The sequence below is a fragment of the Limnohabitans sp. JirII-29 genome, from assembly GCF_003063395.1.
Classification (GTDB): Bacteria; Pseudomonadota; Gammaproteobacteria; order Burkholderiales; family Burkholderiaceae_C; genus Limnohabitans.
This window is the reverse complement of the sequence record NZ_NESB01000004.1, coordinates 346,425-361,633: the sequence shown is the minus strand read 5'-3', so window position 1 is coordinate 361,633 and position 15,209 is coordinate 346,425. Positions and strand designations below refer to the sequence as shown.

The following is a 15,209-nucleotide window of genomic DNA, read 5'->3' as shown; positions in this document are numbered from 1 at the left end:
CGTTAATTAACGGAAAGTAAACACGAATGTATTGTTATTACCCGCTGCACAAGCAGCTTGCGCTGTTGTACCGTTATAGGCTGTCGCATTAGCGTTAACAGAATTAACCGTAGATTTCACGGTAGTACCGTTGATGGTCGTGATCTCCGTTTGTGCTTGTAGCGCAGAAGCGAATTCTGGGCATGCAGCATCACTCACGTTATTAAATGTGATAGAGAATGAATCTCCCGCAGCACCACCCGCTGCTGCAAGTCCAGTTTGCAAAGCTGCCACAGCCGTGTTGGCCCCGTTAGCACCAAGTCGATGCAGAACAGTCGAGTTTGCGGGTAACGCAGCCACTGTAGGTATCAGTGCATTTGCACGGTTATCTAAAGCTCGCGCCAGTGCGTCAATTCCGATGCCAACATAAGGCTGTGCCGCAGCAGCATTGGCAGAAGCATTCGCACGAATCCGCCCAACTGCCGCTCCAATTTCAGTAGCTGTAGGCTGAACCTTACCGCCAATCAGATAGCCTTGCACGCGAGGCACTGCAAACAAAGCCAAGATGGCCACAATGGTCAAGACAATGCCCAGCTCAATGAGGGTGAAGCCACGCATTTTTTGTTTCAACTTTTTGCGCGGTGTGTCAATAACGGCTTCAGGTGCAGTTGCGATTTCGATAGTCATGATGTAGTCCTTTTGAAATTTTTAAAACAATTAGAGATTTGGTTAACAAGGAGTCAAGGTCATTGCATATAGCTCATGGCGGCTCCTTTCATTTCAAAGCTGACAGCCTGAATCCAGAAGGACATGCCCCCGGTACAAACCACGCCGAGCAGTAATAAAACCCAGCGCCAACGGCTGAGGTTGTTGATCAACCGGGGCACCAAGTCAGCGGCCACGTATTCACTGGTCACTTGAAATGCCGTGGCAAAGCCACGGCCTTCTTCAACATCACGTAACCGCCAAAAAATATCTTGTGATAAAAGACCCACATCAAACACCTCACAGGTGGTGGCCCCAGTGTCTGCAATGCGTTCCAAAATTTGTTCAATGCGCCAACGCAACCACACCGACACCTGGCTCTCCGTCAAGTTCAGCAAGGCATCTTCTAAGGTGTGCATCACGTTGCCACGCCGCTGGGTCAGGGTTGAGAGCGTCATCAAAAATCGCACAGCGGCCACGTCACGCTGCATGCTGTAGAGCACGATGGTTCGGTCTGCCACATTGCGCAAAGGTCCGACCCAGTTGTTGAACGACCACACCAACCAAGTCAGCGCCAAGCCCAAGCAAGCAGCAAACGGCAGCGCATAGGTTTTGACCGTGGTATCCCACGCCAACATCGCTTTGCCCATGGGGCCCCAGTGGGCCACCGGTATGTCCATGGCTTGCTTCACCGCGTTGATGGCATAACCCGGCAACACCGTCAAAGCCCCCGCCGCCAGGCCCAAGGCCAACAGGCCCACGCCCAAAGTGGTAATCACCGCCGCACGCATGCGGTCCACCAAGCGAGCCATCACGGCGAGGTCGCGCAGTGCAGAGGGCACAGCGTCACTGCCCGCTTGTTGCTGGACTTGCAAAATGGCAACTTCAGCGTCGGGCAAGCTGCCCTGCCAGGCCATGGCCAAGTCAGCCCCGTTGTCGATGAAGCGTTGCGCCCAGAGGGTAGCCAACACGCCCCTGGGTGTGCCTGCAAAACGCTGCGCATCGGCCTCAAAAATGGACAACATTTTGCGGCTGGTAGTGGTCAGCAGCGACGCCATGTCCTCGTAGTAATCGGCACGCTGCTTATGAAACTTTTTAACCGCGCGCTTTTGCGCCAAGGTCAATGCACTGCTCATGAGAGACCTGCGGGCACTTGTGTCTGAGGCTGCACGACAGAAACACGGGGACGTTGCGCAACAGCACGCTTGTGCTCAATCGCGGCAAAGCTTTCAAACTGACGCTCTATTTCTCTAGGGTCTACTTCGCCACATGACGCTTTATAGATAGCTGACTCCATCGCCGTTTTACCAGTGAAGTCCGGGCTGTCGAATTGGTTATTCGACAACTCTCGCCAGTAACGAAACAGTTGCACATGATTACCCGCTAACAACAACTCGCACATGTTGTCATCAGGCTCGACCATTTCGCACGCAATGGTGCGACCTGAAAAACCAGTAAGTGCGGGCAAGTCTTTGTTGACGCAATGCATACAGCCATTAGGGTTGCGCAACCGCAGTTTGTTGCGGTCAAACTGATACAGCCGCTCAAACCGCTCCATGTATTGTTGGTGACCGCTCAAAGTCAAAGAATCAAGCTTGAAATCCAGGACGTAGTCATTCGGCGACAACGCACAATGCGGACAGTTTTTTGCCAACAGTGTTTGGTAAACATTCAAACGTACGTTGCCAGGTGTAGCCAGCACATCCACCGGGATACCGACTTGAGGACTGATGAATTTCGAAAAAATACCTAATGCGCTAGGCGCATGGGTGGTGGTGAATACCGAGTGCCCAGACTCCAACACAGCACGTGCTACCCGTGCGCCCTCGGGGTCACGAATCTCACCCAACATGAAAACATCCAAGGCTGAACGAAACAGAGCACGAACACCTGCCGCGAATGACGAGTTGGAACCCTCGCCTGTTTGCACCAAATCACGGATGATGGTTTTTTGGTAAACACCCGGCATGTCCAATTCCACCGGATCTTCAAACGTCACTTTTTTGATGTGACTCGGCAACATGCACATCAAAATAGCTGTGGTCACTGATTTGCCTGACCCAACCGTGCCCGCTAACGTGGTCAAACCACCTTTGGTTTGCAGCACACGATGGAAAACGTCCATGTGCCACGGCAAATAACCGGCACCTTCTAGTGTTCTTACCATGGCCGATGCGCCTAGTTTTTGTAAACGCAAGGTGATAACGGGGCCTTTGTCCGTGGCCATGCCCGACCAACGCAAGCGGACATGCACATTGTTGGCCAAATCAATTTCCAGCTGACATTGCTGTTCAATGCGCTGTTGAAATGTGGCGTCACTACCACCATCGCCACGTTGCCACGCAATGCCGAGCATTTGCAGCATGGTGTCGGTAGGCAAACGCCAACGCTCAGGTTGCAAGTACCGTCCATCAATCTTGAACGCCACTTGGGACATCGACTCATAACTGTGCACAGCAAAGTCAATGTCATTTGCGCCTTGGTCGAATGCCCATTGCGTGACATCCACAAACGATTGCCACAACGCGCTCTTGCTACTTTCTCCTTGTTGAACGCCCGCGTTTTGCTGGTTACCCATGTGGCCTTGGTTTACCGCGATGAGGATGGAAGGCGCAGCACGCCAAACACCAATGCCTTCATCAGGCAACGACCAATCATGCTCGCTAAGTATTTCTACAAAACTATTGATCTCTTCAAGGCTGACGCTGGGTGCAACAAGCAACACAGCTTTTTTATTGACTTTCGAGGCCTGAATAATCGCCACAGACACATATAAATGCGAAGACAACGACAACTTGGCGTTCAAGCAAGCTTCAAACGGTACATGGGCCATGTCCTCTACACGTTCAACCACCTGTTTGGCAAATCGGTAGGTACCGATTTGCATCCAGGCCTGTCGATCAAAAGACTGCGTCGCCTCCTTTGCAGTCTCGGTGCTGGTGGGGTCAAGCGTGCGCACGACAAGTCGGGACAACCGTCCGTCGGTGTTCGACTTTTCTTTGTTGTGACTGAATGCAAACATGCGAGAGCCTATTGAGGCACCGACGGCAGGGGGAGGGACGAAGGAATTACACCGCGCTCGAGACCTAGAAAACCAGCAACCCCAGGCAGGGAAGGCAAATTCATGCCACTGGGTAAAGGGGTGTTTTGAACTGGATCAGACTTTGCCGGGGATGGCATCGACTGACGGTTCGCCACCAGTTGTGACCAGCACTGTCGAACTGGTCGATGGTCTTCTTGCGAGATCAAGAGCTGAGCACACACTCCGTCGATAGACACCACTTGAAGTGGGCCTGCTTTTTGACCTGGGGTGAGGCCTACATAAATGAAGTTACCATATTTCACATCGATGCGTAAATCGGAAGAGACGCCATAGACCGACAACAAAGCAAGTTCTCTGTTGACCAGGGCTGCTTGGGAGTTTGCTGCCCCTTGGGCAACACTTTGCCGATTCGTCGCATTGACGCGCTGCATGATGGCTTTGTTCTCTGCTTGTAACAACGCCTCGACGGTGTCAGTGCTGGTGATCGCTGGCGTGGATTGTGCACATACGACTGGTAAATAGATGTGGCAACACATAGACAGTGCAAACACGAAAACAGAACGTTCAATCCTTTGCATAGAGCACTCCATCTAGCTGAGCTTCCAATACAGAACTGAGTGGGCGGTCTTTGTCGATACCACCTTCAATGTATGAAAAAGAAATCGCCCGCCACTCCGCACTGAGATCGCGCTGCACAAGAGCGTCAATGGTTCGCAAAGGGCCTCGAATCGTCAGTGGCGCTTCGCTAGGAACATACAAATTGGCAGGCTTGATAATTTCTGTGCCAAGACTCGTTTTAGGTGGCGTCACTTTCAACGACGTAAATACAACCTCAGAAACGGACGACATGACAGGTGAATAGCGTTGTAACAGCGAGGTTGTATCTAGCAAATGCACCTGTCGGGTCGGTAGCTTGCTGATGTTCAGTGGCTGTACATTGCCTGTCACAGACCACTCCAAAGAAGCCTGTTTCATGGTCACGAATTTCGCCTTGAACCCTTCAGGTGCAGCCGCATTCAATTCCAGATTGGTTGCAACATCTACACTTGTTTGCGGACCATAACTGGCTGAACAATTCCAAGTTTGTTTGCGAGCCACGACTGACTGTGCCTTGCAATATGCAGAGAGCAATTTCCAGTTTTTCCAATTTGCGGGTAACTGTCCTAAGCGTTTTCTCACTTCGGAAAAATTTTCTGCATTGGGATCGACGTGGGAAGCACTTAATTCATCCAACACCTGCCGCCACCGCAGGATGGGATCGTCTGACTGCTTCTGCAAGACAGCAAGCGCGACTTCCGCTTGTTCTTTGGCATGAGCATTCCATAGCTCGTAGGCGTAATTGCTCAACCACAAGACGACCACGACACCGCCAAGTTGCATCACTGGCTTAGGAATTTGAATTTTTGTCAACCAACTGCTGGGTGGAAGCACCCGCAAGATATCGCTGGCCATTGCAGTCGACGACATCAAGCTCGCCAATGAACACGGCTGCGGCTTGACGTCCATCAGCCCAATATCGACGTCGGTGTAGACACTGGCGCTGGCACATTGGTCTGTTTTGGTAAGTAACCAATCGCGTGTAAGGCCCGCCAAATTACCAGACGGGTCGATCAATACCTCATCAAATCCATGCGGCCTGCCGTTGCGAATGGCCACCACCCAGACTTCGGTAGAACTCAATGTGAGTGCAAAAAAGCCTTCACTTGAAGTCATTCGGCTCGCAAGCAAAGCTGCCGGATAAGCTTTCTCGGGAATGAGGGCTTGGTTTTTATTTGATGGCACCTTTCCGTAGGCCACGGTTTGTACCCCAACCATGCAGTAGTGCGTTGCACCGGCTTGGCGTGCTTTCTCAAGCGCAGAATTGACACCGCCAGAAATCAAAATGGCGCGCCAATTCAAGCCCAATACCAACGTGCGACTTCCATTGGCGCTCTGCAAAAACTGCAAGGTGCGTGCTGCCAGTCGATCTGCCTCGCGGATCGATGGCAAGGCCTTGGTTAGCCCTTTTTTAGGCCACAAACTTGATAAAGAAAGGGCCGCCATATTAAATGCTGTCCTCGGCGATAGCGGTGACCAACAACACCATGTGTCGCTTGGATTGACTGGTGGCATCCGAGCCACCCAAGACGATAGGTGCGTTTTCGTCTAAGCGACGCGAAGCGCCATCACTCAATGCTTCATCCAAGCCCCCTATCATGTGAGTCACGCCATTTCTCACCACGGTGCGTGCCGTTAGATTGGCCTCTTTGATATTGCGTTGTTGGACAGTGGTTCCCGCGCCATTCACTTGAACGGTATAGCCGGACAAAGTACCCGATCTGTCAGCCATGGTGAGACCAATCAAAATTTGGCCATCGTCTTGCGCTTCGGGTGTCACCGTCAAAAACACGCCGTATTTGTCTTCTTTCTGTGTGATGGTGGGTGCGCTGAACGTCCCGGTAGTACCCGATGACGTACTGCTGGTGACGGACGCAACATAGTCAAAAATGGTAGGCAAACCGATAGTTTGTGCGTTGCCCGATAAGGTCGAAATAGGAAAGGTTCTGCGCGTGACCGTCATGCCCATTTCATCCAGGGCTTTGATGAAGCCCGTCGATCCAGCGTAGTCGCCCATGGTTGCAGCACTGAACCCCGTCTTGCCCACGTTGTCTGAAACCAAACTACCGGGCGAGGTCAAACTTCCAGTTGCACCGTTGGTTTTTGTATACAACACATTCCAGTCGATGGCAGTTTCACGGCCTTGTTTGCTGGTGACGTACAACTCCTCAAAGATCAGGGTGATGCGTCTTGTGAGACGTTTATTCTCAGAGTCCAAGTAAGCTTCCATTCGAGCGATGGCGGGGGGGGTGTCGATGACGATGACCGATTTGCTCTCGGGATTAATTTCCAAGGTCCCTGCCATCGTTCCCAAGGCCATCAGCGATGCTTTCATGCTGGTCAACGCATCAGTCGCTGTGTTTTCGTAGGTAGTTCTTGACTCGTCTTTGAAACCAGCCGAAGTTGTGACGGTGGAAGGAATTTTTTGCGCCAGTGCTTTGAGACGCAGCACGCGGCTGTCTAGCCGATAGATTTCAATCGTTCCGTTGTCGCTGACGCGGTGGTGCACACCCCACGTGGCGTCTGCTAAATCAAGCAAGGTGTTGAGATCCATCTCGACGGGTGCGACGCTCAACAATTCCGCTTGTCCAGAAGCAGTGGCACCGCTGGCAGGGGCCGCCCCCACGGATGCGCCACCTGCTCTGCGCATAGCAAACTGCGAAGCGGGCTGCAATGCATCGGGCGCAATGCGAACAGGCACGCCCACCAAGGACATGATGCAACTGGCCAAACGCTGCAAGGTATACGTGCTCGGATTGCATTCAGGGGAGATGACCGTGACCTTGGTTTGACCCAACACATCCACACCTTGACCGCTCAAATGCAAACGTGTTCTGAGCACCGCAGGGAGTGACACATCACGTGCCAGCGGAACACTTTTTCCCGCCAGCCATGGTTCGTCTACCTCTTGTTGCTCCAACACTTGCGGTGAATAGTTCTTTGCTCTTTTTATTGCGATGCGTTGGTTTGCCAAGGCTGTTTCTGCTGCATCAGCGTTGTCGGCCTTGATCTGTTGCACAGCAACATGTGTGCCGCAACCCGTGGCACAGAGCATGGCCCCTGCTAGCAAAAGATACGGTATGCGTTTCATTGCTCGGCTCTGCTTAATTTAGTGTTCTGACCGCGAGCAAAGCTCAGACGCAGGAATCACACGCAACACCTTGTTCGAATAAAAACAAGGCTGCACGGGCAAATCAGTCAACAACGTGCTTTTCAACAAGCGCCTCACGGCTGTTTTGAAATCGCTCACCACAGAGTCAACGCCACTGACTGGAATGTCTCGCGCTACGCTCCAGTGCTCTGGCTCAAACATCCAACCCGAAACATTGGCCCAACGCGTCAATACCTTGCGAAAATTCTGGTCAGACATCCCCAACGAATAGGTTTGCACTTGCATGGAAGACACGGGCATCGTCACTGACGCGGGTACTACGGCCTGAACTGAAATTGCTGGCGTCGTGATCGTCGCCAAAGGTTCAACCTGCGAGATTGTTCGGGGATCAGGCTCTTGAATGTCATCGCCGCGCATGAGCCAACGACCGTCTACCATTACTGCAGCAAACGGCAAGGTCGCTTGTCCAGTTTTCACATATGGAAGTGCTTGGGTCACCTTAGCTTGGTCAGCCCTGACATACAGGGGTAACAGCATGGTCAGGTCACCCAAGGCGACGCCACGTTGCCACTGTGTGACCAGTTGTTGCAAGCTCTCCAAGCCCGCTTCGTCTTTGGCGTAGGACGTAGACAGCATGCACATAGCGCACACAACGGCTATGCCTTGTCGAAAGAATGAAACACAGGCGCTCATGGTTTTGTACCGACTTGACTCAGCCCTGGAATTAACTTAGCAGTCACTTTTCTCAGAAGCAGGTTTTCTGAATCCAAAAATTGGAGCAACTGATCAAGCGAGACAAACGCCCAAGACAACGTGGCGGTCACAATGAATCCTTTCTCGCCTCGAACAATAGGCACCTATGTCACAGCCTTAGCTTTTGCGCACTCACGCAACTGGCCTTGCATCATTTTTTGCAGCGTCACCCAAAAATCCATCGGCTTAGACGGTTCTGTGGAACACAAAGCACCGCTCGTATTTTGTAAAGTCAAAGTATCTAAATTTTTCATATTTACATCAAATGTAATTCTTTAGATGTATGTTATGGCTTGCGCTATGTAAACGCCATTGAGTAAATTAATTAATTAATTAAATCTTCTAAATAGTTGTTTTATAGATACATTTTTATCAATTTTTACCAATACGAGAAATTTCTGAAGGTGATTTGACAAAACAAATCGACATCAGCAGTTCGGGCAGCGCCATGCCACGCACGGCCCATGACCACGCGCTTTACCTAAAGTTAAGTAATAGAGGGGGGCTTACTTACTGTCTTTGGCCCGCTGGTACAGCGGCAAGACTTTGGGCAAGTTGGCCTGGATTTCATCAATCCGGGTCGTGCCCGAAGGGTGAGTACTGAGCCACTGCGGAGGTGCCCCTTTGCTGGCCGCACTCATTTTTTGCCACAGCGTCACGCCCGCACGCGGGTCATAGCCCGCACGAGCGGCCAACTCCATGCCCACCAAGTCAGCTTCAGTTTCGTCGTCGCGGCTGAATTTGAGGTTGATCAGGTTGGCCCCTTGCTTGGCCACGAAGTCGGTCAAGTTGGGGTTGACGCCAAAAAACACCGATGCCACGGTGCTGCCAATGGTGGCCAGCCCATTGGTGGCGGCCGACTTGCCCATGCGCTCGCGCGCGTGTTCGCGCAAGGCATGGGCAATCTCGTGGCCCATCACCATGGCCACTTCGTCGTCCGTCAACTCCAGTTGCTTCAAGATGCCCGTGTAGAACGCAATCTTGCCGCCGGGCATACAAAAGGCGTTGATTTGGTTGGAGCCAATCAGGTTCACTTCCCACTTCCACTCGCGAGCGCGAGGGTTCCAGTCATAACTGTGTGGAATCAAGTCTTTGGCAATGCGGCGCAAGCGCAGCACTTGTGGGTGGTCGGCAGGTCCCAAGGCATTTTTTTCTGCCGCCTGTTTGAGCATTTGGCTGTATTGCTGCAAGGACGATTGCTCCACCTCTGCAGCGGGTACCAGTTTGGCAAACGCCGACTCTTGCCCCACCTCCACGCCTTCACGCGCCAACAACGCACCGGTGGGTGCGCAGCACACAAAAGCCAAACAAGCATGGAGAACAGCACGTTGAAGACGCATGGCAAAAAGCCCTCTGAGAAAGCCTGAAAATAAGGACGATGAACGATACAACAAGTCCCCCAACTGCGCAGCCTGCGGCCAAGCCCGCGCAAAGCTGGCACGATGCGGTGCGGGTGTACTTGGAGCCTGCCTCGTGGCGCATGCTCTGCCTGGGGTTTTCGGCCGGGCTGCCCCTGCTGTTGGTGTTAGGTACCTTGAGTTTCAGGCTGCGGGAAGCGGGCATCGACCGCAGCACGATTGGATTTTTAAGTTGGGTCGGCTTGACCTACGCCTTCAAGTGGGTGTGGTCACCTTTGGTCGACCGCTTGCCGTTGCCACTGTTGCACCGTTGGCTGGGGCGACGCCGCAGCTGGTTGTTGTTGGCGCAAAGTGTGGTTGTGGCCGGGTTGGTAGGCATGGCACTGCTGGACCCGCAGCAGGCCCTGGAGCCTGTGGTGTGGTGCGCCTTGTTGGTCGCCTTTGGTTCAGCCACCCAAGACATTGCGCTTGACGCCTACCGCATCGAATCGGCCGACCAGCAACGCCAAGCAGCCTTGGCGGCCACCTACCAAACCGGTTACCGACTGGCCATGATTTGGGCCGGAGCCGGTGTGTTGTGGGTGGCCGCACGCGCCTCCGGCACAGACAGCAATAGCTACCAACACGCAGCGTGGCAAACCGCTTACCTCGTCATGGCGGCGTCCATGGGCCTGGGGGTACTCACCGTGTTGCTGTCGCCAGAGCCTGCGCAACGCCCTACGCCCCCTGCACGCAACCTGCGGGCCTGGTTGCAACAGGCCTTGGTGGCACCCTTTGCCGACTTCATTGGCCGCTACCGCTGGCAAGCCGCCTTGATCTTGGGGTTGATCGCGGTCTACCGCATCAGCGATGTGGTGATGGGCATCATGGCCAACCCGTTTTATGTCGACATGGGGTACACCAAAGACGAGGTAGCCGCCGTCACCAAAGTGTTTGGCGTGGTCATGACGCTGTTGGGGGCATTCATCGGCGGTGTGTTGTCGATGCGCCTGGGTGTCATGCGCATCTTGATGCTGGGTGCCATTTTGAGCGCGCTCACCAACCTGCTGTTTGCTTGGCTGGCCACCCGTGGGCATGACCTGACCGCGCTGGTGTGGATCATCTCCGCCGACAACCTGGCCAGCGGCATCGCCTCGGCGGCCTTCATTGCGTATCTCTCGGGCCTGACCAACGTCAACTACTCCGCCACGCAATACGCCTTGTTCAGCTCCATGATGCTGCTCGCCCCCAAATGGCTGGCTGGCTTTTCCGGCGTGTATGTCGACGCCCACGGCTATGAAGCCTTCTTCACCAGCACGGCCCTGCTAGGGGCACCAGTGCTGGTGCTGGTGTGGCTGGCTTCACGCGTGCTGCCGGTTCAAGCCAACACGTCTGAGGGCAGACATTGATTTACACAGTCTTTACAGAGCAGCAAGCGCGTCTTGGCAAAGCTTGTCCATGATGGAGACACCATGAACACACTGTTAATGATTGAAGATGACCATCGTCTCGCACAGATGGTGGGCGAGTACCTCACCCAATCGGGTTTTCAAGTGCTGCACGCGGCCAACGGGCAAAGCGGTTTGAATGTGTTGCAACACAGCCTCTCACTCAAAACCCCTGTGGACTTGGTGCTGCTGGACTTGATGCTGCCCGACATCGACGGACTGGAAGTGTGCCGCCGCATCCGCGCCCTGCCTGGCACCTTGGCACAAACACCGGTGCTCATGCTCACCGCCAAGGGCGACCCAATGGACCGCATCGTGGGCCTGGAACTGGGGGCTGACGACTACCTGCCCAAACCGTTCGAACCGCGAGAGCTGTTGGCGCGCATCCGCGCCGTGCTGCGCCGCCACCAACCCGGCAACACAAGCGCCGCAGGTGCAGAGCCTCTCAAGTTTGGCTCGCTGGTGCTCGACCGTGACGCACGCAGCGTCACCGTGCGCGGCCAGCCCTGTGATCTCACGTCCTACCAGTTTGATTTGCTGTGGGTCTTGGCCGAGCGTGCCGGGCGCGTGCTCTCGCGCGATCAAATCATGGAGGCCGTGCGTGGCCGTGAGTTAGAAGCATTTGACCGCTCCATCGACGTCCACATGGGCCGCATCCGCGCGGCCATTGAAGACGACGCCAAAACACCCAAACGTATCTTGACGGTGCGCGGCGTGGGCTACGTGTTTGCCAAACAACAAGACTGACAACTCCATGCCCGAAGTGACCCCGTCCAGCCGCGCCTTGCACCTGCCCTTGTATGTGCGCATTTGGCTGGCCGTGGTGTTGGCGGTGGCCTTGCTCACCCTGTTGGCAGGGTGGGTGGCGCGCATCAGCGCAGACCCACCCTTGCGCGAAGTGGTCTTGCGCAACGCAGCCGGGGAAGTGGTGGGTCAAGGTCGCCGTCCTTTGCACCCGCACGAAAGGGAGGCGGGGGACGGGCCTGCAACACCCATGCCCCCTCAAGGCATGCACAACTCACCCGACATGGATACACCACCACCTGGCCGCTTCGGCACCGGGCCTGAATTCATGGTGCGCATGCAAGACGGCGAACTCATCCACATTCACTTGCCACGCCAGCAACGGTCGTTTTGGACGCGCCCCCCGTTTGGTTTTTTCTGGACCCTCGGTCTGGTAGGCCTTGCTGTGGCCTTGGCCACCTACCCCATCGTGCGACGGTTGACGCGTCGGCTCGAACAATTGCAAAAAGGCGTCGAGCAATGGGGCACTGGCAATTTGTCTGCCCGCGTGGCGGTGCACGGCGGTGACGAAGTGGCCTACTTGGCCGAACGCTTCAACCATGCCGCCGAGCAAGTCGAGCAGTTGGTCACCTCGCACAAATCGTTACTGGCCAATGCCTCGCATGAATTGCGCTCGCCGCTCACGCGCATTCGCATGGGGCTGGAGTTGATGGGGGACACGCCTTCGCCGACCATGAAAGAAGAAATCTCGCGCAGCGTGGGTGAGCTGGATCAGTTGATTGACGAAATTTTGCTGGCCAGCCGACTGGATGCCAAAGAGGCCGACATTGGCACGGTGGAGAACGTCGACCTGACCGGTCTGGCCAGCGAAGAATGCGCGCGCGTCAACGCCGCGCTTGAACTGGGTGATCAACCCCAAAGTTTGCTCGTGCCCGGTGTGCCCAAGCTGCTACGTCGCATGCTGCGCAATTTGTTAGAAAACGCGCGCCGTTATGGCACCGCAGACATCGAGGTGCAACTCGAACCCAGCGAGCCCAACCGCGTGGTGTTGCGGGTGTGTGACCGTGGTCCTGGCGTGCCGCCCGAGTTGCGAGAACGTATTTTTGAGCCGTTTTATCGCCTGCCCGGCGCCAGCGAACGCGATGGTGGCGTGGGCCTGGGGCTGGCCTTGGTGCGCTCCATCGTGCAGCGCCACGGTGGCGAAGTGCACTGCGAAGACCGCCCAGGCGGCGGTGCCAGCTTTGTGGTGCAACTGCCCAGAGCTTGAGGTGCCCAGCGCACAGGACACGCGCCCAAACAACGCCTGATTTAAGCGTTGATCACCGAGCCCAAACCCAAAGCTTGGTTGACACGCGGCATCACCTCTTGCGCCATCAACTCCATGGAGCGGCGACCCAAAGCGGGGTCGACCAAGTCCATGCCCGCGTAGACGATTTCGCCAAAATCACCAGCGGTCTCGCGCAGCGCCAAAATTTGGTCCACCACCTCATTGACCGTGCCAGTGATCACCAAGTCGCCCATCAAGCGGTCCAAGGTCAACAAGCTGTCGTCCTCGTCGGGCGAGCGCTTGAAAATGACGTGACGGTTGGAGATCTTCATCTTCGTCAACATCTGCTGGTAGTAGTAGCGGTAGGGGCTGTTGGCGTCTTCGTGGCCATAGCGCTTGGCGGTGCTGGCGTCGTCGCTGACAAAAATCGTGCGCGCCACGCGCCAGTCGGCGGCTTTGGCTTGCTGGCCCACCGAGGCCTTGCCTTCGGCATAGTTGGCCCAGTGGCTGGGCAACCAGTGCGACAACAAAAAGTTGGCCGACATGGGGTGAAAGTCGCGCTGGCCCATGGCAATCACGCCCTTGGAGAACGGTGCCACCACCGTGCCCACCACTTCGGGGTAGGGCTTTTGGAAAGGCTTCATCAACTCCCCGCGACCAATTGCGGGCACCGCCGTTTGACGGGTGGTGACCTTGAAGCGGTTGTTCTCAAAGTCAATGTCATAGGGCGGGTCGCGCTGCCAAATGGCCAAGATCACGTCGATGGCTTCGGCAAACAATTTGTTGCGGTCTTGGTCCAACATGCCCAAAGACTCGGCGTCAGACGCCAAGGCGCCAGGGCTGATGCCAAAGATGAAGCGGCCTTTGGCCAGGTGGTCAAACATGGCTGCTTGCGACGCAATCAAGGTCGGGTGTGCATGCGACAAATTGCTAGTGCCCGAACCCAACAAGATGCTCTGCGTTTCAAAAATCAGCGTGGCCAAAAACATCAGGCTATTGGTCACGTTCTCGGCTTTGTCGGTCAAATGCTCGCCCACGAACGCGTCGTAAAACCCCAAGCGGTCGGCATAGATGATGGTTTGCCGATCTTCGTGCAGCGTCTCTGTGGTGTCCCGATGCAAGGGGTGCAAGGGCATGGTGAAGTAGCCTAAACGCATGGTGTTTCTCTCTGTGTTTTCAATTGAAAATTTCTGCCGCTCATTCGGGCTGCACGCCCGCGTCTTTGATGACTTGCGCCCAACGCGTGATCTCGCTGCCGACAAACTTGGTGTAGTCGGCGCGTGACAATTTAGACGGCTCCAAACCCAGCTGGTTCAAGCGCGCCAAAAAGCCTTCGTCTTTCAAGGCGGCGCTCAACCAGCCCTCCATTTTTTTCATCAACTCAGGCGGTGTGCCTGCGGGTGCAGCGAGCCCCAAGAAGAACCCCAATTCATAGCCGGGGTAGGTCTCGGCAATGGCGGGCACGTTGGGCCAGGTCTTGAACCGCGTGGGCGCGGTCACGCCCAACGCCAGCACCTTGCCGTTGTCGATTTGCGCCATCGCAGGCAGGTACTCGATGAACATCACTTGCAGCTGTTTGCCATAAAAGTCTTGCAGCGCTGAGCCAATGGCTTTGTAGGGCACGCCGGTCATGGGCGCACCGGTTTTGACGCGAAACATTTCTGCCGTCATTTGCGAAGCCGAGTTGTAGTGGCCATAAAACACTTTGTCCGGGTTGGCCTTGGAATAGCTCACCAAATCGGCCACCGAATTGATGCCCGAGCCTTTGAGCACCAAGGCTACCGACGCTGCGGTGCCAAACATGCCCACATGGTCCAAATCTTTGAGCGGGTCGTAGGGCACTTTTTTGTACAAGCTCAAGTTGGCAGCCAACGTGGTGTTGGTGGTCAACAACATGGTGTAGCCATCGGCGGGTGCGTTCTTCACCATCTCGGTACCCAAGATGCCGTTGGCCCCCGCCCGGTTGTCAATCACCACCGGCTGCTTGGTTTGCGCTTCGAGATACTGCGCAAACGCACGCGCGGTGATATCGCCCGAACCACCCGGCCCAAAAGGCACCACCAAACGAATCGCTTTGTTGGGATAGGTTGACGCTGGGGTCTGAGCCTGGGCATTGAGCACCGTCAGTGTCAGCAAAGCACAGCAGACACACAAGAGCCATTGGAGAAATGACGCACGTTGTTGTTTCATGTTGTTTCTCGGTTTTGTCGCTCAGGACATACGC

13 protein-coding genes are annotated in these 15,209 nt (G+C 55.1%); 3 read left to right on the top strand and 10 right to left on the bottom strand.

Annotated elements, in window-relative coordinates; all coding sequences use genetic code 11:
• Nucleotides 1–6: 6 nt before the first annotated feature.
• From B9Z39_RS09150 to B9Z39_RS09120, 8 genes are all read right to left on the bottom strand, one after another.
• A complete protein-coding gene (locus B9Z39_RS09150; RefSeq protein ID WP_108301467.1) occupies nt 7–666 on the bottom strand; it encodes a type 4 pilus major pilin in 660 nt (219 codons plus the stop codon).
• A 59-nt stretch (nt 667–725) separates the two neighbouring features.
• Complete coding sequence (locus tag B9Z39_RS09145) at nt 726–1,820, bottom strand: hypothetical protein (RefSeq protein WP_108301466.1); 1,095 nt, start codon at nt 1,818–1,820, stop codon at nt 726–728.
• Nucleotides 1,817–3,706: an ATPase, T2SS/T4P/T4SS family gene (locus B9Z39_RS09140; protein WP_108301465.1), complete on the bottom strand. Its 1,890-nt coding sequence runs from the start codon at nt 3,704–3,706 to the stop codon at nt 1,817–1,819. Before B9Z39_RS09140 ends, B9Z39_RS09145 begins: the two co-directional genes overlap by 4 nt.
• 8 nt (nt 3,707–3,714) lie before the next feature.
• Nucleotides 3,715–4,305 carry a hypothetical protein gene (locus tag B9Z39_RS16895; protein WP_146183304.1) on the bottom strand — a complete coding sequence of 197 codons (591 nt, stop codon included), beginning with the start codon at nt 4,303–4,305 and terminating at the stop codon, nt 3,715–3,717.
• Complete coding sequence (locus B9Z39_RS09135) at nt 4,292–5,770, bottom strand: type 4b pilus protein PilO2 (protein WP_108301464.1); 1,479 nt, start codon at nt 5,768–5,770, stop codon at nt 4,292–4,294. Before B9Z39_RS09135 ends, B9Z39_RS16895 begins: the two co-directional genes overlap by 14 nt.
• A 1-nt stretch (nt 5,771) precedes the next feature.
• Nucleotides 5,772–7,415 carry a hypothetical protein gene (locus B9Z39_RS09130; RefSeq protein ID WP_146183303.1) on the bottom strand — a complete coding sequence of 548 codons (1,644 nt, stop codon included), beginning with the start codon at nt 7,413–7,415 and terminating at the stop codon, nt 5,772–5,774.
• 18 nt (nt 7,416–7,433) lie between these two features.
• A complete protein-coding gene (locus tag B9Z39_RS09125) occupies nt 7,434–8,072 on the bottom strand; it encodes a TcpQ domain-containing protein (protein ID WP_233248965.1) in 639 nt (212 codons plus the stop codon).
• A 623-nt stretch (nt 8,073–8,695) separates the two neighbouring features.
• Nucleotides 8,696–9,529 carry a M48 family metallopeptidase gene (locus B9Z39_RS09120; protein WP_108301462.1) on the bottom strand — a complete coding sequence of 278 codons (834 nt, stop codon included), beginning with the start codon at nt 9,527–9,529 and terminating at the stop codon, nt 8,696–8,698.
• 38 nt (nt 9,530–9,567) lie between these two features.
• Between B9Z39_RS09120 and B9Z39_RS09115 the strand changes: the two genes are divergently transcribed.
• The 3 genes from B9Z39_RS09115 to B9Z39_RS09105 all read left to right on the top strand — a co-directional run bounded on the left by B9Z39_RS09115 (nt 9,568) and on the right by B9Z39_RS09105 (nt 12,985).
• Nucleotides 9,568–10,935: an AmpG family muropeptide MFS transporter gene (locus B9Z39_RS09115; protein ID WP_108301461.1), complete on the top strand. Its 1,368-nt coding sequence runs from the start codon at nt 9,568–9,570 to the stop codon at nt 10,933–10,935.
• A 63-nt stretch (nt 10,936–10,998) separates the two neighbouring features.
• Entirely contained in the window at nt 10,999–11,721 is a 723-nt protein-coding gene (locus B9Z39_RS09110; protein ID WP_100146647.1) for a response regulator, read from the top strand.
• Nucleotides 11,722–11,728: 7 nt separating this feature from the next.
• The gene (locus tag B9Z39_RS09105) at nt 11,729–12,985 is read left to right on the top strand and encodes a HAMP domain-containing sensor histidine kinase (RefSeq protein WP_108301460.1); all 1,257 of its coding nucleotides are present in this window, start codon (nt 11,729–11,731) and stop codon (nt 12,983–12,985) included.
• A 41-nt stretch (nt 12,986–13,026) separates the two neighbouring features.
• Here B9Z39_RS09105 and B9Z39_RS09100 read toward each other — a convergent pair whose 3' ends face one another.
• Together B9Z39_RS09100 and B9Z39_RS09095 are read right to left on the bottom strand one after the other, a co-directional pair.
• Nucleotides 13,027–14,142, bottom strand: a complete 1,116-nt coding sequence (locus B9Z39_RS09100; protein WP_100146645.1) for an LLM class flavin-dependent oxidoreductase — start codon at nt 14,140–14,142, stop codon at nt 13,027–13,029.
• A gap of 40 nt (nt 14,143–14,182) precedes the next feature.
• Complete coding sequence (locus tag B9Z39_RS09095) at nt 14,183–15,175, bottom strand: tripartite tricarboxylate transporter substrate binding protein (RefSeq protein ID WP_108301459.1); 993 nt, start codon at nt 15,173–15,175, stop codon at nt 14,183–14,185.
• Nucleotides 15,176–15,209: the final 34 nt, after the last annotated feature.